At 59.3% G+C, this 18,943-nt stretch carries 10 protein-coding genes; 5 read left to right on the top strand and 5 right to left on the bottom strand.

Features of this window, described 5'->3' with window-relative positions:
• From prfA to clpB, 4 genes are all read left to right on the top strand, one after another.
• A complete protein-coding gene (prfA, locus tag K6118_RS15255; RefSeq protein WP_247121352.1) occupies nucleotides 1-1,086 on the top strand; it encodes a peptide chain release factor 1 in 1,086 nt (361 codons plus the stop codon).
• Nucleotides 1,083-1,940, top strand: coding sequence for a peptide chain release factor N(5)-glutamine methyltransferase (gene prmC / locus K6118_RS15250; protein ID WP_247121351.1), 858 nt, complete (start codon nucleotides 1,083-1,085; stop codon nucleotides 1,938-1,940). The genes prfA and prmC overlap by 4 nt, the downstream gene beginning before the upstream one ends.
• 197 nt (nucleotides 1,941-2,137) lie before the next feature.
• A complete protein-coding gene (locus K6118_RS15245) occupies nucleotides 2,138-2,770 on the top strand; it encodes a DUF4167 domain-containing protein (protein WP_247121350.1) in 633 nt (210 codons plus the stop codon).
• Between the two features lie 232 nt (nucleotides 2,771-3,002).
• On the top strand, nucleotides 3,003-5,600 hold the full coding sequence (clpB, locus tag K6118_RS15240; protein ID WP_247121349.1) for an ATP-dependent chaperone ClpB: 2,598 nt from the start codon (nucleotides 3,003-3,005) through the stop codon (nucleotides 5,598-5,600).
• 74 nt (nucleotides 5,601-5,674) lie between these two features.
• On the opposite strand, the gene K6118_RS15235 is transcribed toward clpB, so the two are convergent.
• Nucleotides 5,675-8,704, bottom strand: a complete 3,030-nt coding sequence (locus K6118_RS15235) for a TonB-dependent receptor (protein ID WP_247121348.1) — start codon at nucleotides 8,702-8,704, stop codon at nucleotides 5,675-5,677.
• A gap of 331 nt (nucleotides 8,705-9,035) precedes the next feature.
• Between K6118_RS15235 and K6118_RS15230 the strand changes: the two genes are divergently transcribed.
• Nucleotides 9,036-10,847 (top strand): 2OG-Fe(II) oxygenase family protein, encoded by a 1,812-nt coding sequence (locus K6118_RS15230; RefSeq protein ID WP_247121347.1) that lies wholly within the window; start codon nucleotides 9,036-9,038, stop codon nucleotides 10,845-10,847.
• A gap of 8 nt (nucleotides 10,848-10,855) precedes the next feature.
• On the opposite strand, the gene K6118_RS15225 is transcribed toward K6118_RS15230, so the two are convergent.
• From K6118_RS15225 to K6118_RS15210, 4 genes are all read right to left on the bottom strand, one after another.
• On the bottom strand, nucleotides 10,856-12,520 hold the full coding sequence (locus tag K6118_RS15225; RefSeq protein ID WP_247121346.1) for a tetratricopeptide repeat-containing sulfotransferase family protein: 1,665 nt from the start codon (nucleotides 12,518-12,520) through the stop codon (nucleotides 10,856-10,858).
• 182 nt (nucleotides 12,521-12,702) lie between these two features.
• Nucleotides 12,703-15,564, bottom strand: a complete 2,862-nt coding sequence (locus K6118_RS15220) for a TonB-dependent receptor domain-containing protein (RefSeq protein ID WP_247121345.1) — start codon at nucleotides 15,562-15,564, stop codon at nucleotides 12,703-12,705.
• A 387-nt stretch (nucleotides 15,565-15,951) separates the two neighbouring features.
• Nucleotides 15,952-16,674, bottom strand: a complete 723-nt coding sequence (locus tag K6118_RS15215) for a hypothetical protein (RefSeq protein ID WP_247121344.1) — start codon at nucleotides 16,672-16,674, stop codon at nucleotides 15,952-15,954.
• A 61-nt stretch (nucleotides 16,675-16,735) separates the two neighbouring features.
• A complete protein-coding gene (locus K6118_RS15210) occupies nucleotides 16,736-18,295 on the bottom strand; it encodes a peptidoglycan DD-metalloendopeptidase family protein (RefSeq protein ID WP_247121343.1) in 1,560 nt (519 codons plus the stop codon).
• Between the last annotated feature and the right edge of the window lie 648 nt (nucleotides 18,296-18,943).

Below are 18,943 nucleotides of genomic sequence, written 5' to 3'. Positions count from 1 at the left end.
ATGGCAGTCATTTCAGACGAACGGCTCAACCAGCTTCTGGAGCGCTACGATTACTTGGGCCATGCGCTCGGCACGCCGGATCAGTTTTCGAACGAGGAATTCGTGAAGCTGAGCCGGGAATATGCCGACTTGGGCCCGGTGGTTGAGGCCGTGAACAGTGTCCTGGCCATGCGCTCCGAGAAGGAAGACCTCGAAGAAATGGCAGGCCCTGGCGGTGACGCCGACATGCGGGAACTGGCAGTCGAGGAGCTGAAGGAGCTGAAGGAAAAACTGCCTGCGGCCGAACATGCGCTTTCGATCCAGCTTCTGCCCAAGGATGCCGCCGACGAACGCTCCGCCATCCTGGAAATTCGTGCCGGCACGGGCGGTGATGAAGCCGCACTTTTCGCCGGTGATCTGTACCGCATGTACGAGCGCTATGCCGAAACGCAGGGCTGGAAGATGGAGATGATCTCCGCTTCGCCCGCGGAAGTTGGCGGCTTCAAGGAAGTCATGGCCAACGTCCACGGCAAGGGCGTGTTCGCCAAGCTGAAATTCGAAAGCGGTGTCCACCGCGTCCAGCGTGTGCCGGTGACCGAATCCGGCGGCCGCATTCATACCAGTGCCGCCACGGTGGCGGTGCTGCCGGAAGCCGAAGACGTGGATATCGAGATCAAGGACGCCGATATCCGTATTGATACCATGCGGTCATCCGGCGCGGGTGGCCAGCACGTCAACACCACCGATTCGGCTGTGCGCATCACCCACCTGCCCACCGGCATCGTGGTGACGCAGAGCGAAAAGTCCCAGCACAAGAACCGCGACAAGGCGATGAAAATCCTGCGCGCGCGGCTCTATGACCTGGAGCGGGAAAAAGCGGCAAATGCGCGCGCCGAGGACCGCAAATCGCAGGTCGGCTCGGGCGACCGGTCGGAGCGCATCCGTACCTATAACTTCCCGCAAGGGCGGGTGACCGATCACCGCATCGGCCTCACGCTTCATAAGCTGGACCAGATCCTGGCGGGCGAAGGCCTTTCAGAAGTTGTCGACGCTCTTATCGCCGAAGATCAGGCCATGAAGCTGTCCGCCATGGAAGCGGGCTTTTGACCGAGCAGGCAATCGCATCTGTCCTTAAGGCGGCAACCGACCGGCTTGCCGCCGCGGGGATTGTCACGGCGCGGCTCGACGCGGAAATCCTGCTTTCCCACGTGCTGAAGCTGCCGCGCCTCAGGCTTTATACAGAACAGGGGCGTGCGCTTGAGGCGGATGAAGCCGAGGCGTTTGAGGCCCTGCTTGTCCGGCGGGAAAAGGGCGAGCCGGTTGCGTACCTTACCGGCAGCCAGGAGTTCTGGAGCCTTGAGTTCAAGGTCTCGCCCGAGACGCTGATCCCGCGCCCTGACACCGAAACATTGGTCGAGGTTGTCACCAAATATGCGCAGGCACCCCGCCATATCCTCGATCTCGGTACCGGTACCGGCTGCATCCTCCTCAGTATCCTCAGTGAATATCCGCAGGCGCATGGGCTGGGGGTGGACCTGATGCCCGGGGCTGTCATGCTCGCCGCTGAAAATGCCGACCAGCTGGGTCTTGCCGGGCGGGCCGTCTTTAAAACCAGTGACTGGTTTTCAGATGTTCAGGCCCCGGAAGGCGGATTTGACGTTATCGTCTCGAACCCGCCCTATATCCCCTCCGCCGACATCGGGGGGCTTATGGCTGATGTGCGGGACTATGAACCGATGAGTGCCCTCGACGGCGGTCCGGACGGCCTTGCGCCTTATAAGCTGATCGCGGCAGAAGCCCCAGCCTATCTTGCCGGTGGCGGCTTGCTGGCGGTCGAAGTCGGGATCGGGCAAGCGGACGATGTCGCGGCGATATTGGCAGCCTCTGGCTATGTGGATATCGTCATAACCCCGGATCTTGGGGGTATTAACCGCGTGGTTAGCGGCAAAAAAACACCATAAAAGCCAAATTCGTTCTTGGAATGCGGATTTGAAGACGCTAGGGTGACTGTGTTCACGGGCGTCGCCACAGGCGCGTTATACTCGCAGCAGCGGCCCGGAAACGTAATTTCCGAAAAAAATCGGTAACCGATCTCGGAAGACTGGCAGTCGTGGACTGCCATTTTATGACTTCTCAACATTGTTGGTATTGATTCCGCATGAAACAAGCACAAAACGCGCGCAAACAGCGTGCCCGTCCATCGTCCCGCAAGGGCGGTAGCAATAAGGGCGGCAATCCAGGGAATGCCCGGTCTGAAAACCGGGTGCGCGGCAATCCGAAGCAGCTTCTGGAAAAATACAAGAACCAGGCCCGCGAAGCCAAACAGGCCGGGGATCGCGTTCTTGCCGAATATTATTATCAGTTCGCCGATCATTATCAGCGTGTCGTCAATGATATGCGGGGGCCGGGCGATTACGTGTCCGACCAGGACGAAAGCCAAAACAAGTCGAACGGTGCCTATGACTCGGACGCGTATGATGGCGACGAGGGGGCCGATGAGCAGCAGGCTGAAGGCAACAACCAGCGGGGTCGCCGCAGCCGCGGTGGTCGCCGGAATGGCGGCCGGAATGGCGCTGAGGACCAGCCCAAGGTCAACATAGCCGAACAGGAACAGCCGACGGAAGTTCATCCTGAACTGGACCTGCAAGGCACGGTAGCGCCCGAGGGCGAAGAAAAGCCCCGCCGCCGGGCCGTTGCCCCGCGCCGTGGCAGGCCGCGCAAGGATGAAAAAGTCGCTGCGGAGACCGCTCAGGCCGTCGTGGCAGCTCCCCAAGGGGATGAGGCCGCATAAACGCTGGCTCGGTTCGAGAAGACATCAGCAAAAGCCGTCCTTTGGGGCGGCTTTTCTTTTTCGCGGAAAAAGTGTCACTGGCTTGACTTTCATCAGGCCGACCCCTTGAGCATTTTGATAGGCTTCCTACATCTATAGGGCGGATATGCCCGAGTGCGGGGTGTCCGCTTGTACTTGTGTAAATCTCCGTCGCTTCGAAGAAGGGCGGAAACTGTCATGGGGTTAAAGACACATGAATATTGAACAATATACCGACCGTACGCGCGGTTTTATCCAATCTGCGCAAGGTCTTGCCCTTCGGGAAGGGCATCAGCGTTTTACGCCTGAACATATCCTGAAAGTATTGCTGGACGACCGTGAAGGCCTGGCCGCGAACCTTATTCGCGCCGCTGGCGGCCGTCCTGAAGACGCCCTCAAGCTGGTTGAGGAAGCCCTCGGTAAACTGCCGAAGGTTGAAGGCTCGGGCGCGGGCCAGCTTCATATGGACCCGGTTACCGCGCAGCTGTTTGCAAAGGCTGAGGAAGTCGCCGAAAAGGCAGGGGACAAATATGTCACCGCCGAACGGCTGCTGCTTGCGCTTCTTCTGACCGCCAAGGCCGAAAGCGCCAAGATCCTGGCGAAGGCCGGGCTGACGGCAGACGCCCTCAACAAGGCGATTAATGACATTCGCAAGGGCCGCACGGCGGACACCCAGTCGGCCGAAGACGCCTATGACGCCCTGAAGCGGTTCGCGCAGGACCTGACCCAGCGCGCGCGTGACGGCAAGCTCGACCCGGTGATTGGCCGGGATGAGGAAATCCGCCGCACCGTGCAGGTACTGTCGCGCCGGACCAAGAACAACCCGGTCCTGATCGGGGAGCCTGGTGTCGGTAAGACCGCAATCGCCGAGGGCCTCGCGCTCCGCATTGCCAATGGCGACGTGCCGGACAGCCTGAAGAACAAGAAGATCATGGCACTCGATATGGGCTCGCTGATCGCTGGCGCCAAATACCGCGGTGAGTTTGAGGAACGCCTCAAAGGCGTGCTGCAGGAAGTTGCGGCCGGTGAGGGCGATATCGTCCTGTTCATCGATGAGATGCACACGCTGGTGGGCGCCGGGAAAACCGATGGCGCCATGGATGCTTCGAACCTTCTGAAGCCTGCGCTTGCCCGCGGTGAGCTGCACTGTATCGGTGCCACCACGCTCAGCGAATACCGCAAGTATGTGGAAAAGGACGCTGCCCTCGAGCGCCGCTTCCAGCCTGTGTTCGTGGGCGAGCCGACGGTCGAGGATACGATCTCGATCCTGCGCGGGTTGAAGGAAAAGTATGAGCTGCACCACGGTGTCCGCATCACGGACGGTGCGCTTGTTGCCGCTGCAACACTTTCGAACCGCTATATCACCGACCGGTTCCTGCCGGACAAGGCGATCGACCTGATGGACGAGGCCGCCTCGCGCCTGCGTATGGAAACCGAATCGAAGCCGGTGGAGATCGACGAGCTCGACCGCCGCATCATCCAGCTCAAGATCGAGCGTGAAGCGCTCAACAAGGAGAAGGATGAAGGCTCCAAATCCCGTCTGGAAGAGCTTGAAAAAGAACTTGCGGACCTCGAACAGCGGTCGGCTGAACTGACAGCCCGCTGGCAGGCCGAGAAGGACAAGATGGCTGGGGAACAGCAGCTCAAGGAGCAGCTTGACCAGGCCCGTATCCAGCTCGAGCAGGCGCAGCGCCGCGGTGACTATGCCGCCGCGGGCGAGCTTCAACACGGTACGATCCCGCAGCTTGAGCAGCGTCTGGAAGAAGCTGCCAAGGAAGGCAAGGAACAGCTGCTGCGTGAGGAAGTCACCGACCAGGATATCGCGGGCGTCGTCTCGCGCTGGACTGGTGTGCCGGTCGACAAGATGCTGGAAGGCGAGCGTGACAAGCTCCTGCGCATGGAAGATGAGCTCGGTAAACGGGTGATCGGCCAGCGCGAAGCTTTGGAAGCGGTTTCGGCCTCCGTTCGCCGTGCCCGCGCGGGCCTGCAGGACCCGAACCGGCCGATGGGCAGCTTCCTGTTCCTCGGTCCGACCGGGGTCGGCAAGACCGAGCTCACGAAAGCGCTGGCCTCGTTCCTCTTCAATGACGACACGGCGATGGTCCGAATCGACATGTCCGAGTTCATGGAGAAGCACGCGGTCTCGCGTCTGATCGGCGCGCCTCCGGGCTATGTCGGCTACGAAGAAGGTGGTGTGCTCACCGAAGCCGTACGGCGTCGGCCTTATCAGGTCGTGCTGTTCGATGAGGTCGAGAAAGCGCATCCGGATGTCTTCAACGTGCTTCTGCAGGTGCTGGATGACGGCCGCCTGACTGATGGCCAGGGCCGCACGGTGGACTTCACCAACACGCTGATCATCCTGACGTCGAACCTGGGCTCGCACCTGATCGCGGACCTCAAGGACGATGAGCCGGTCGAGAATGTCTATGACCAGGTTATGGATGTGGTCAAAGGCGCGTTCCGGCCTGAGTTCCTGAACCGTCTGGATGAGGTGATCCTGTTCCACCGCCTGGCGCGCAAGCATATGGCCGGGATCGTGGATATCCAGGTCGCCCGGCTGCAGAAGCTGCTTGCCGACCGCAAGGTCAGCGTTGCACTGGATGCCAGCGCCCGGGACTGGCTGGCTGAAGCCGGCTACGACCCGGTTTATGGCGCACGGCCCCTCAAGCGGACAGTGCAGAAATATCTGCAGGACCCGCTGGCAGAGCTGATCCTCAGAGGCGAGGTCAAGACCGGCGATACGGTTGAGGTCACGGCCGGTGATGGTGCTCTCAGCCTTGTGGTCGCGCACGATAAGGCGGCCGCAGCCTAAAGTGACGGACCTTTATTGAAATGAAAAAGCCGGGGCAGTAGTGCCCCGGCTTTCTTTTTTCAGGTATCGGTTGCCTAGAACTTGACGTTCAGGCCACCCCAATAGTAGCGGCCATAGAGGTCATACCGGGTCCGGGCCGTGCTTGTCCGGTGCATGATCGGCGGCTTCTTGTCGAAGACGTTGTTCACACCAAGGCGCAGGGTCAGCATTTCAGTCAGCTTATATTCGACCGAAAGGTCATGCTTGAAATAGTGCCCCGACTTTTCATAGCCCGGCTTGTACCTTTCAGGCTCGGCAGCCAGAATGTCCTGGCGTGCGTTCAGCATCGGGTCCAGCCAGCGGGTTTTCCACTGAACATGTAGCTTTTCGGTGGTGTAGCTGAGGAAAAGCTGGGAAGCCCAGTGCGGTGTCCCCACAACACCGGCCCATTCTTCAAAATCGGTCGGGTCGTTCTGGAAGTTGAAGAACCGCTGGTGGAACGTGTAGGTGCCGACCAGGCGCAGGTCGATACGGCCCGGCTTGTCCTTCATGATGCTGTCCACGTTAAAGCCGTAGCGTGCTTCAATGTCGATACCATCGGTTTCAATCGCCTGTACGTTCACCGGCTGCAGAATGAAGCTGGTAATCAGGCCCGACGAAGGATCACGGGTGATGCGGTCACAGAACAGCGGGTCGAGATCCGGTCCGTCGACACATTTCTGTGCTGTTTCCGAAGCCGACAGGGTGCGGATGGCATCCTTGATCTTGATGTTCCAATAGTCGGCGCTGAGGCTGAAGCCTTTGAGGAAACGCGGGGTCAGAACCGTACCGATGGTAATGGTGTCTGCCGTTTCCGGACCGACATCCGGGTTGCCGCGGAGGTAGCCGGGCTTGGAAGCCGCCTGGGTCGGGTCGAAGAAGGTACCGACATCAAGGCCGAGGGCAGCACAGTTGGCACGACGGTTGGCAGCGACAGTGGCGTCGTTATCCAGGTTGTCGTACGAACAGGGGTCCGAAATCGAACCGAAAGTTTGTGATTCGGGCTGGAAGACTTCACCGATGTTCGGGGCCCGTACCGCGCGGCCGTAGGTGGCACGGAAACGGATATCTTCACTGAGGGTCCAGTTCAGGCCCGCCTTGTAGGTGAAGTTGCTGCCTGCCGTCGAATAGTCAGACAGACGACCGGCCAGGTCGACCGACAGGTCCTTGGCGAAGGCCTTGTCCTCAAGAAGCGGGAAGGACATTTCACCGTAGATTTCCTTGACGTTGATCTGCCCATTCACGCCCTTCAGTTCGTTGGCGAACAGGTTCATCGTCGTCGGCAGCGGATCCGGGTTGGACACAGAACGGTCTTCCCGATACTCAACCCCGAACGCGGCCTGAACAGCCCCTGCCGGCATGTCGAAAAGGTCACCGTTCACCGAACCGCCAATCACCAGTTGGCTGATCTCATCATTGTTGTTCAGCTCGACAACTAGGCTGTCAACTTGCGCCTGCGTGATGGCATTCGGGCCAAAGACGTTGATCGGATCACAGTCGGGGCGCCCGCTCCGGCAAACCGGGTTGCCGTTTGCATCCGTGGTGACATCGATCCGTTCAAACCAATCGTCCTCTTTCCGGACGCCGCCATCGATGCGGTTATCGGTGGACTTGCCGTAGTTGACGGAAACTTCATAGGTCCAGTTGTTGGTAACATTGCCGCGCAGGCCACCAACAATCCGGTACGTGTCCCGGTAGTCGGTCTGTGGGCGGGCGCCGAACTCGAAGTTGAAGCGGACCATCGCTGCGATCGGATAGCCAGTGGCATCGCCGATCGTGTTGATATAGTCCTTCGCGGCTTGTGGCAGGAACGGGTTATCGAGGCCGATATCCACACCGATGATGCCATTATCTTCCAGGGCCTGATCCCCGATATACAGGAAGTCGAAGTTTGGCTGGAACTGATAGTAGGACTTGCTGTGCGCATATTTGGCATCGACGAAGAACGTGTGATTGTCGGTCAGCTTGTAATCGAACGAGCCGTTGACGTTGATGGCTTCATAGTCCGGCGTCAGCGATGTGACGAACCGCTCGGTCGGGAAGCCATTCCCACCGTCACAGGTGTTGCCTGATGTGCTGATACGGCCGCTCGGGCACCTCAGCCGGGTGGCACCACCAACCGTGTCGAAGTTCAGGCGGTAGGGCATATAGCCGAAGAAGAGATCCTGCAGCACGCCGCCGTCGGAAACCTGCAAGGAGCGGGCATCCCGGAAGGGAACGATATTGTAGATGCCGTCCGGGTCGGCGATACCGTCGCCATTGGCGTCAACATCGCGGTCGACCCTGACATTGCTGAAGTTGCCGAGCCAGTCGAACTGGCTTTCGTCCACGCCATCTTCTTTGCGCCATTCAACCGCCAGCGTCGCGTTGCCGCGGTCCCCGCCAAAATTCCAGCCCGCGAGGGCGGTGATTTTGCGGGAGGTATCAATGCCGCTTTGGCCTTTCCCGAAATAGCCGTCTACCTGATAGCCTTCATAGTCATGCTTCATAATGAAGTTGACCACGCCGGAGACAGCGTCCGAGCCATAAAGCGCCGAGGCACCGCCCGTAACCACTTCCACCCGTTCGACCAGGGCCGAGGGGATGGTGTTGATGTCCACGCGGGTGTCGCCTGCCGACAGGCCGACATGGCGGCGGCCATCAACCAGCACCAGGGTCCTGTCACTGCCCAAACCGCGCAGGTTCAGGAAGTTCAGGCCGCCAAGGCCGATCTGGGACCCGGTGGAATCTCCCGACTGGAAGCTTTCCTGCAGGGCAGGCGTTTGCGCCAGGAAGTCGCCGAGGTTGACTTTCCCCGACAGCTTGATGTCCTGCTGGCCGACGACCGTCAGAGGTGACGGCGCGGTCATGGCGTTCCGCCGCAGGTGAGACCCGGTGACGACAACTTCCTCAACCGAACGGTCAGATTCGCACTTCCCCTTCGTATTAAGGACTTCACCGTCGCCACATTCGACGGGTTTGGCCTGGTTGTCGGTAGTGGGGGCATCTTGTGCCCATGCAGGTGCAGCTATGATGCTCATAGTTGCAACCAGCATTGAAGCGGTCCCGGCTGCCAGCCGGCGCTTCAATAGCTCTGTGCTAGTCATTTATACACTCCTCCCAAGAGTTTTAGGTGAACCTGTCAGCCCAGACAGGTGTAGTCCCCTAGCTAGTCGGGCAAGCGTGCAAGATCATGAAGTTGGGAGTAAAGACTAAGATTAACAAAACATTAATATTACTCGTATCTGTTGCACAAATGTAACTAAACCAAAGTATAAGATAATATTGTCCAAATAAAACGTAATCGATTGCAAAATCAAGATGACGTAGCGGCAACATGAAGATTCCGGTGCCTGTCATTGATACTGGACCGGTCTCTTTCCATCCGCTAAACACAAGTTAGGTTTTGTGACGGGGCGCTAAGGAGTGACTGAATCCATGACGGCATCTTTGGCGGCAAAGCTTCAACAGGCGATGTCCTTTTTGCGCGCTGGTCGTGCCCAGGAAGCCGAATCCCTGTGCCGGCAAATCCTTATGTCCCATCCGCGCCAGCCCGATGCACTGCATATGCTGGCGATGAAGGCGCGGGGGCAGAACCAGTTCGCCGAAGCTGAAAAATACTTCCGCCAAAGCCTGGAAAGTGCACCGCTTCAACCGGCGGTCCTGGGCAACTATGCCAACATGCTGATGGGGCTTGGCCGCCTGGATGAGGCGATCAGCCTGTACCGGAAGGCGGTGAAGGTTGACTCGTCGTTCGTCAACGGCTGGTACAATCTGTCATTGGCGCTGACGGCTGCGGGTCAAGGGGCGGAGGCGCTTACGGTGGCGCGGCGCCTGGCCGACCTTGCCCCCACCATGCCTGTGGCGTGGGAACTTCTCGGTACTGCCGAACGTCAGGCGGGCAGTGAAGCCAAAGCGCAGGATGCGTACCGGGAAGGGCTGAGGCTCGACCCGAAGAATGCCCGGCTCTGGAATGCCTATGGTGACCTGTTGCGCGCTGCGGGGGAATTTGAAGCCGCGGCGACGGCGTTTGAAAAGGCCCGAGCCGCCGGAATGCATGTGCCGGGTCTCTATCAGAACCTGGGCGAATGTTATTATGAGGCCCGCGCGCTCGAAAAAGCGCAGGCTGTCCATGAAGAAGCGGTCACGCGGTTCCGTTATGACCCGGACACTCAATATGCGCGGGCGAAGTTCCGCTGGGAAACAGGTGCCGAGGGCGATCACCTGTCGGCGATCAGGCAGGCGATCAGCGAAAAGCCGGACGATCCGAACCTGTGGGGTGCTTATGTCGACCTTCTGGGGCATCAGGCCCGGTTCGAGGAAGTGCTGACGGAGCTTGATAAGGCTCGTGGCCCGTGCGGCCCCGCGCCGCGGCTTTTGCTTGCCGAGGCGGTGGCGCATTCCGCGCTCGGCCACACAGATGAGGCAACAGCAGGGTTCGAGACGATCCTGAAGGCGGATGCCGAGGGTGTTCAGCCCCGGCTGATGTTCGCTGAGCATCTCATCAAATCAGGCGCGCCGGAGCGGGCGGATGCCTTGTGTGCCTTCGCGATAGAACGGGACCCCTATGACCAGCGTGCCTGGGCCTTCCGGGGGACCGCCTGGCAATTGATGGGGGATCCGCGCACCGATTGGCTGTTGGATTATGAGCGCATGGTGCGGCCGGTGGAGGTTCTGCCACCTGCGGACTATGCCGATGCCGAAAGTTTTTTCGCCAGGGTCAAGGCGGAGCTGGAAATGCTGCACCAGATGCAGGCACATCCGCTTGATCAGACCTTGCGGGGTGGCACGCAGACCAACGGTTTCCTGTTCCGGCTCAAGAACCCTATATTGCGGGCGCTGAAGGTTCAGATCGGGGAGGCGATCGAACGGGTGCTGGATGATTTCCCGGACGATTCGGACCATCCTTTCTGGGGGCGCCGCACAGACGGCTTTTCTTTCAAGGGCGCCTGGTCGGTCCGGCTGGCATCACAAGGGTTCCATACCAACCATTTCCACCCCGAAGGTTGGTTCAGCTCCGCCCTCTATGTGGCGTTGCCGGCTGAAGTACAGGCGGGGAAGGGAACGGAAGGGCATATCCAGTTTGGCGCACCGCCAGTGGAAATGGGGCTGGACCTGCCGCCCCAGCGAATCGTCCGGCCGGAAGTTGGCAAGCTGGCGCTCTTTCCCTCCTACATGTGGCACGGGACGATTCCGTTCATGTCGGATGAGCACCGCATAACGGTCGCGTTCGACTTCGTACCGTCGTGAGGGTGGTGTCAGTCCCCCTCGACACCCAGTATTTTGCGGAGAGGTCCCAGATGGCGCTCGTAATTGTGCCAGCGGCCTGAGGAGGACTTGTAAAGCGGCTGGCGTACCTGCCAGTAGCTGGCGGTTTTGACCACATTCTGAAGCGTGTGAAAGCTCAGGCACTTGTCATCCCAATCAAGCCCGAGGAAGCCGAGAAGCGGTCGCAGTTCTGATTCGGGGGCTTTGACGAAGGCGTCATAGTCGAAGCTGGTGATGGTGTCCTCGAATAGGCTTTTCCAGTGATCCATCAGCCTTTCCTGCTCCCGCCAGTAATGGCCGGTATCCAGAAGGTCGGTGGCGTAGCCCATGCTTGCCCCGAGGTGGAGGAAATAGACCGAAAGGCAATTGTCCAGCACGTTGCGCCTTGTGTGGATGATGCGGGCGCGCGGGAACAGGCTTTTGATCAGCCCGACATAAAGGAAATTGTCCGGGCGCTTGTCGGTCACGAGCCGTGCGCCAGGGTACAGGCGTTCGATCAGGGCCTCATAGCGGTCCGCCAGCATTTTCCGGTCCGCCTCCGCCATATGAAGGACGGTTGCGGGGAAGGGCGAAAGCTCGGTGCGGACGGTGTCAGCCCAAAAATCGAGTTCGCCGCCTGCGGTGATGGCGTCATGGGCGGCCAGCACCTGCTCCAGGAGGGTCGAGCCCGAGCGGAACATGCCGCAGATGAATACAGGTGACGCGTCCGAGACAGGGGTGAGCCCCTCAAACCAATCGGCTGAGAATGTAGTGATAAGCGCGTCCGTCAGCCGTTCCTGGGCCTGCCGGTCATAGGAGGCACCTGCCTGCCGGCTCAGCTGGTTTGCCTGGCCATATTGATCGAACGCGGCATCATAGGCGCCGCAGCCGTCCAGCACCTTGCCGAGCGCGAATCGGAGGCTTGTCTTGCCGGGCAGGTCGGTCGAGGGATTGTCTGCCGCTTTCTTGAGCCTGTACACCAGCGGGTCTTCGGGCGACGGCACGCCGCGCAGGTTAGCATAGCGCGCCAGCGCCTCGGCATGGCCTGGCGCGGCCCCAAGAAGCTTCCCGTAGGTGGCGAGCGCTTCCTCCTTCGCCCCCCTTTCTTCCTGCAGGTTGGCAAGGTTGAGAAGCGCCGGCTCATAGCGCGGGTTCAGGGCAAGCGCCTGAGCGAGTTCCTTCTCCGCCCAATCCGGCTGCATCAGGCAATCGGCATAGATGACACCGCGATTGAGATGCACTTCCTCCGGCCCGTCGATCCCGCGGCGGAGCGCTTCGGCGTAGGAGGCGAGGGCCTCGTCATACTGGCGCATCTGCTTCTGTAGGCGCGCCAGGTTGAACCAGCTGTTGGCCAGCGTTGGCGCGCGCGCCAGAAGTGCTTTATAGACCCCGGCGGCCTCTTTTACCTGCCCCATACGCTCATGAAGCTGGATCAGGTGATCATAATAAGCCAGCTGGCCGGGCGTGGCCTTTATCAGGTCACGCAGGCACTGGGCCGCGTCATCCGGTCTGTTGGTTTGAAAATATAGCTGGGTGAGGGCCTGAAGCACCGGTTCGCGCGGGGCACCTTCTGCCAGAAGCCGGCGATAGCCATCTTCCGCTTCTTTGAACCGGGCTTGCCGCTGCGCCATCTGGCTGTCGCGGAAGAGCGTCTGATGCTGCGGGGATAAGCTCACGGCGGCCTTTGTCATGGTTAGCGGTCTACCCCGCTAGCAATAGCAAATGTTGAACGGAGCGCCTAGCCCGGAGAGCTATCGGATGGGCGGGTATAGGAAGGGGCATTACCCCAAAAGAAGAAGCGGCGGGAAAATCCCGCCGCTTCCAATCATTGCCTTGTAAGGCTTCTGGTCCCGAAGGATTAGAAGCTTACGGTCACGCTGGCGTGCAGGTAGCGGCCAAGCGTGTCGTAGTAACCAGCGAAGGTGTTTGCGTTCGTGGAGAACGAACCACCTACGAGCGGCGGCTCTTTGTCGAAGATGTTGTTCACACCAACGAGCAGGCCAACGTTCGGGGTTACGTCGAAAGCAGCTTTCAGGTCGAAGTAGGACTGAGCAGCGATATGGTCATCGATGCTGCCGTCACCTTTACCGCCGACGCGACCGAAGTAACGCCATTTACCGGTAACGCTCCAGAAGGAGTCGGACTGGTAGGAAACGGTCATGGTGTGACGCCACTTCGGCTGCGGGAAGCAGCTGTTGGTGGTGTAATCGCTTACGCAATCATACTGGTCACCCGTAAGGCCGCCAACCGGATCGACCTCTTTCTTGAACATGTAGGTGCCGGAAAGCTTGGCGTTCAGGGTACCGCTGCCGAGCTCGGTCGAGTAATCGGCTGCGACATCGAGACCGCGAAGGTGCTGACCACCGGTGTTGATGTTGGTTGCGGTTACATAACCCGAGTAACCGAGCCACAGCGTACCAGCGTTACCACGATGGATCAGGTCACAGAACTGAGCGAGACCAGTTTCGCCACACTGCTGGATAGCAACCTGTTGCGAGATCGTGGAGATGGCATCCGTCATCTTGATGTCCCACAGGTCGACACGAACGGTCAGGGCATCAATCGGGTTAACCACGGCACCAACGGTCCAGGAGTCTGCGACTTCCGGCTTCAGGTCCGGGTTACCACCGTAGATGGAGTTGTACTGGCTAGCCGGCGAAGCAGAGATGTTGCCGTACTGAGCAGCGGTTACGCCGGTGTTCGCACACTGAGCTTGGGTCAGGGTCGGCGAGCTACCCGCACACGGGTCGTCACCACCCCAAAGGCCCTGGTACTGCGGCGAATACAGTTCGTTTACGTTCGGTGCACGAACAGCGCGGTTGTAGCTGGCTTTGAATTCGATACGGTCAACCGGCTTCCAGGACATGGCTACCTTGTAGGTCTCCGTGCTGCCAGAAGTGTTGTAGTCCGAATAACGGCCAGCGAGTTCGAGGGTCAGGTTCTGAGCGAATTCAGCATCCTGAACCAGCGGAACAACGGCTTCACCGAAGATTTCTTTCACGTTGTACGAACCGGCAACCGACGCGGTCGGGCCACCCTGGCCAAGAAGCTGGCCTTTTTCATACACGGTGTCGGAGCGGGATTCGAATACCTCTTTGCGGTATTCAGCACCCAGAACGACCTGGATCGGGTCTTCTGCGCTCGGGAGGGAAACACCAAGATCGCCGGTTACGTAACCGTTGGCGACATATTCTTTGGTGATACCTTCGAGAACAGCGGTACCGGTCAGGGCGTCGGCTTCTGCCGAGGTCACACCGTTGTAGGTGAAGACGTGGTAGGTGCCGTTGGCCAGAGCAGCAGTGATGTTCGGAGCATAGAAGTCGTTGATGTAAGCCGACGTAAAGGTGGTCGAGCCGTACATGAACGATGCATCGTAGGTCCAGGTGTCGCTCAGGTTACCTTTGGTACCAACAACGATACGCATTGCATCGTGGTTGATCAGGTTCGAACGCGGGCCACCTTCGACGTTACGCTTACCGATGTAAGTGCCGAACTGGTCGCCGGAATGCAGACCGAAGTTGTCGGTCAGATACTGGCGCTGGGCATCGTTAATCAGCGGCGAATCGTACGAGATGTTGTACTGCTCAGCGAAGAAGGTACCGGATTCAGCGATCTGGGCTTCCGTACGGTCGCGCATGAACATGGCTTCCATGTACGGCTTGAACGTATCGTTGATTTCGTAGTTTACGAAAGTACCGAGGGTCCAACGCTCATCCGGACGCATGAAGTGGTTGACCGGAGCGTAGTTGTAACGGTTGCTGGACGGCGACGGGATGAAGTTGCTGTTCGAGTCAAGCGACAGCCACTGAGCGGTATCCCAGTTGATGGAACCGTCCGACAGGAGCGAACCGATGTACATGTTCGGGATGATGGCGTTAGCCGAACCACCACACGACGTACCCGAGCTGCTCAGTGCACACGAGCTGTAGTCGCGCTCACCTTCGAGGAACGGATCAACTTTACGCCAGGTAGCGTAAGCGGTTGCATGGCCTTTACCGTCGGCGAAGTCGCCGCCCATGGTCAGGTCGACACTGTAGGTGGTGCCGCCGATGCCGTTCGAGCCCTTCGGATAGGAGAAGCCACGAGCATCCATCAGACCCTGGATGTAGGAGTTACGGTTGTTGTGCTGGTAACCGTCGATGCCGGCAGTGATTTCAATACCCTGGAAATCCTGCTTCATAACGAAGTTAACAACACCGGCCACAGCGTCAGCACCGTAGGTAGCCGAAGCACCACCGGTGATAACTTCTGCACGCTCAACAAGAGCGGCCGGAATCTGGTTGATGTCAGGCGCCTGGCTCAGACCGCCCGGCTGCAGACGGCGGCCGTTGACGAGAACCAGGGTACGCTGCGGGCCCATACCACGAAGGTCGAGGGTAGCGGTACCGGTTGCGCCGTTGGAGATGAAGGACGTCTGCGCAGCTTCGATCTGCGGCAGGCTGTTCATCATGTCTTCTACTTTGGTGAAACCGGACAGTTTCACGTCAGCGGAGGTGGTTACGGCCAGCGGGCTCGTGCTGTCCAGGTCTTTCCGGACAATACGCGAACCGGTTACGACAACCTCTTCCACTTCCATCGTTTTGCTGTCCGCTTTTTTAGCGGCAGCCTGGTCCTGTGCATATGCACCAGAAGCCCCTGCACCCAGCGCGAAGCTGGCGAGGAGGGTTGCGGCACTACCCAGAAGGGCGGTGCGACGCAATTTCATGAGTTCCTTAGACACTCTGCGTTTCCTCTTCTATTTATTGCTTTCCAAGCACTCGGAATTTGCGGAAATTTTAAACCGCTCATAAGGTCTAGCCAGATTCTGTCCGGCCTTGACAGAAAAGTTTAATCTTTGGGGCGTATGAGCTTTCGGTTTAAACTAATGGTGTGTCTTTTACGCCACAGATATAGTTTCAGGTGATAAAGTATTGTTATGATGTCACTTTAGCTTGGATATAGCGCTTTTCGTTGAGGCCTTAAAGTTTATGCAAAAGGTCGGTAGCTGCACGAAATGACACACCTTTTTCCTCTCACCCGGAAGGATTGCTGAGGGCCCCGTCACAATAAAAAAGGGAGCCGTGAAGGCTCCCTTTCCAGGTCGGTATTCAGCAGGGTATGCGGCGGGCTATCCGATCCGTTTCACATAGAAGGACCGGTTGGTCTTTTTGATCGTCAGCATGAAGCCGCCGAAGGGCCCCTTGACGATTCTTACCGCCATGCCCGCCCGTATCGTGCCTGTGCGCTTATTGTCCGTCTGGTACCAAGTCTGGCCGTTTTCCAGCTGGATGGTCACGCCGTGGGCGCTGCCTGGCCGTGGTTTCGTCAGGTGGCTGATGGTCGATTCAATATGCGCGAGGGCCTTGTCCTCTTTCGCGGGTTTGCCGAAATCTTCGACTTGGGACTTCGCCTGTTCGGCCTTCTGGCGCTCGAGCGCGGCCATGCGGGCCTTTTCGGCAGCTTCCGCGCGGTCGGCTTCCGCTTTGCGGGCATCAGCTTCAGCCTTCAGACGGTCAGCTTCGGCCTTTCTGGCCTGAGCTTCGGCCTTCAGGCGCGTCGTCTCGGCCTTGCGGGCCTCAGCTTCGGCGCGCAGGCGGTCAGCTTCGGCTTTCAGCTTCGTGGCTTCGTTCAGGCGCTTCTTGGTGCCGTCAAAGTCAAAGGCGGCAGCCGCCTTGTCGTAACAGGCCAGGCGGTCGCTGTCGGCCTTGATGGCGGCGCAGGAGCGGAAGGCCTGCAGGTCGGTCGGCTGATCGGCACGGACGGCTGTGCTGGCAGCTCCCAGCGTCAGCATTGAGCCTGCAGCCAGGGCCATGAGGCAAAGCGGTTGTTTTGCAGAAGAAAATCTGGACATGGGTTCCCCTCGTGTCGGGCGGTGACAGCCGGGGACATCAGGGTGCCCTGCTATCAGTAGCCTACGGTTCGACGCTCAGCCTAGCGCTGGTGTCGCGGCCGTCAAGACCTGTATCGCGCGATGTTGTTGCCGTCGGCATGATGCTGCCGTCCTGTGACAGGGGGGTAGCCTTGGTCTCTGCTTGAGCCTGGGCCAACAACGCCCTGTTGCTCCATTCTATATGGGAGATATCGGCGAGCATATGGTCCCGGGACGCCTTGTAGGCGGTCAGGGTCTTGCCGGTCAGGCTTTTGCCGCTCGGCAGCTTCAGGGTCATCGGGTTGGTCTGCTTGCCGTGGATCAGCACTTCATAATGCAGGTGCGGGCCGTTGACGCGCCCCGTCGCGCCCGAATAGGCGATGATCTGGCCCTGGCGGACGTGGGCACCGCGGTGGATACCCTTGGCATAGCGGCTCAGGTGGCCATAGGCGGTCGAATAGGTGCCGTTGTGGCGGATGCGCAGATAGTTGCCGTAACTGCCCCAGCGGCTCGCGCGTTCAACCACGCCGTCACCCGCTGCCATCACAGGCGTGCCGATGGACGCGCGGAAGTCTACCCCTTTATGCATCCGGGTGTAGCCGAGCACCGGGTGGCGCCTGCGGCCGTAGCTTGAGGTGACAACGGTGACGTCGAGCGGTGTTTTCATCAGCGCGCGCCGGGCGCTTTTGCCGTCGGCATCATAATAGTCGCCCCGACCGTCCGCCGTCTTGAAATAGGTGGCTTCGTAATCGCCGCGCTTTAGCGCCAGTTTGATCTGCAGGATGCGGCCATCTTTTGTCTCATGCAGGGTGGGGGCATAGGTCCGCTCGAAATAGACCTGGAACCGGTCGCCGTCCCTTATGTCGCGCTCGAAGTCGACATCGAAGCTCATCAACCGGATCAGCTCGACAATCACCTTGTCGGGCAGCCCGGCTTTTTTCGCGGAGACGTAAAGATTGTCGTCGATCGTGCCCTCGACCAGCCGGGTCAGGGTCATGGTCGGGATTGTGACGCGGTCGGCTTTATAACCGTCCCCGTCGGCCTTTACTTCTGCCGTGGCGGCAAAGCTGTCCCTCAGGCTCAGGTGCTCGATCTTGTTCGGGGCGCCGGCGGCACGGGTGAGGTGCAACTGCTGGCCCGGGCGCAGGCGGCGCAGGTTGGTCACCGTCCGGAGCTCGGCAATCGCCTCGGCGGCATTGCCTGTATCGATATGGGCACGCTTGAGGAGACCGCTCAGGGTTTCGCGCCGCTGAAGCCGGAAGGTCTCGGTACGGGTGTCTGGCGTGTCGCCGATTGCGGCATCGTCGGGCAGCTCGCCGGCCGTATCGCCATCGTCGGCTGCGGCGGACTCATCTACAGCGGTCTCTGCCGTCGGTGTGCCGGATGCCTGTGCCACGGAGACGGTATCATCCGCATCCGCGTCGCCAGCATTTTCATCGGGGCCCATATTAAGGAGAAGGACAACCAGCAGGCCGATCCCGGCCATGGCGATGAAGCCGACAGGCGACTCACTTGAGCGAATGACGTCGAAAAGCCGTTTGCCGGTCACGGTCCATGTCTTACCCGCTAAAAACCGTTCACGAATCTTACGCCAGTCCGCCATGTCGTCCTTCCCTGTAGGCTCGAGTCCATATTCCGATTCCCGGTCCGATTCCCGGCCGGGGTCTGCTTTTCAATAGAAATACAGTCTTTATATATATAGGGCAATATGTCTGCCGTATCGTTAACGCCGTTTTGGTGCCGCCAAATTGTCGGGGCAGGCCAAGAGTGAGGGTTTCTGCGGCTTTGCGCCGGGGGCTGTCAAAAAAGTGAAAAACAACGAAAAAAGCGCTTGCGTTTGAAGGCCCTCCCCACTAGAAACCGCTTCACCGACGGGGCGCGCTGCTCTGACGGACGGGGCCTCCGAGGCTCGCTAGTCCGACAGGAATGCCGCAACGTTGTCACGATCTGAGGGTCCTGAAAATGGCCCTTGACATGGCGGGGTAACCCACCATATACAGATCGCCCTGCCGCACGCTGACGAAAGTCCGGTCCGGCAAACAGCCTGACAAGATAGGGGTCTTGAAAGACTGGTTCTTCCAGTTAGGCATTCTTTTGCTCTTTGACATAGTAGAATGGAAGGGAGATGTGGACGGTGGTCTGGTGACCGTTGTCTGGATCTCGACGAACGTCGGAAACGATGTTCGATATACGTAGATGATACGTATGTCAGTGAATTCTTGAGCTTGATGTTTGGCCTTTTGGTTGGATA

The organism is Kordiimonas marina, assembly GCF_023006325.1.
Taxonomy (GTDB): domain Bacteria; phylum Pseudomonadota; class Alphaproteobacteria; order Sphingomonadales; family Kordiimonadaceae; genus Kordiimonas; species Kordiimonas marina.
This window is presented reverse-complemented; position numbering and strand designations above follow the sequence as displayed.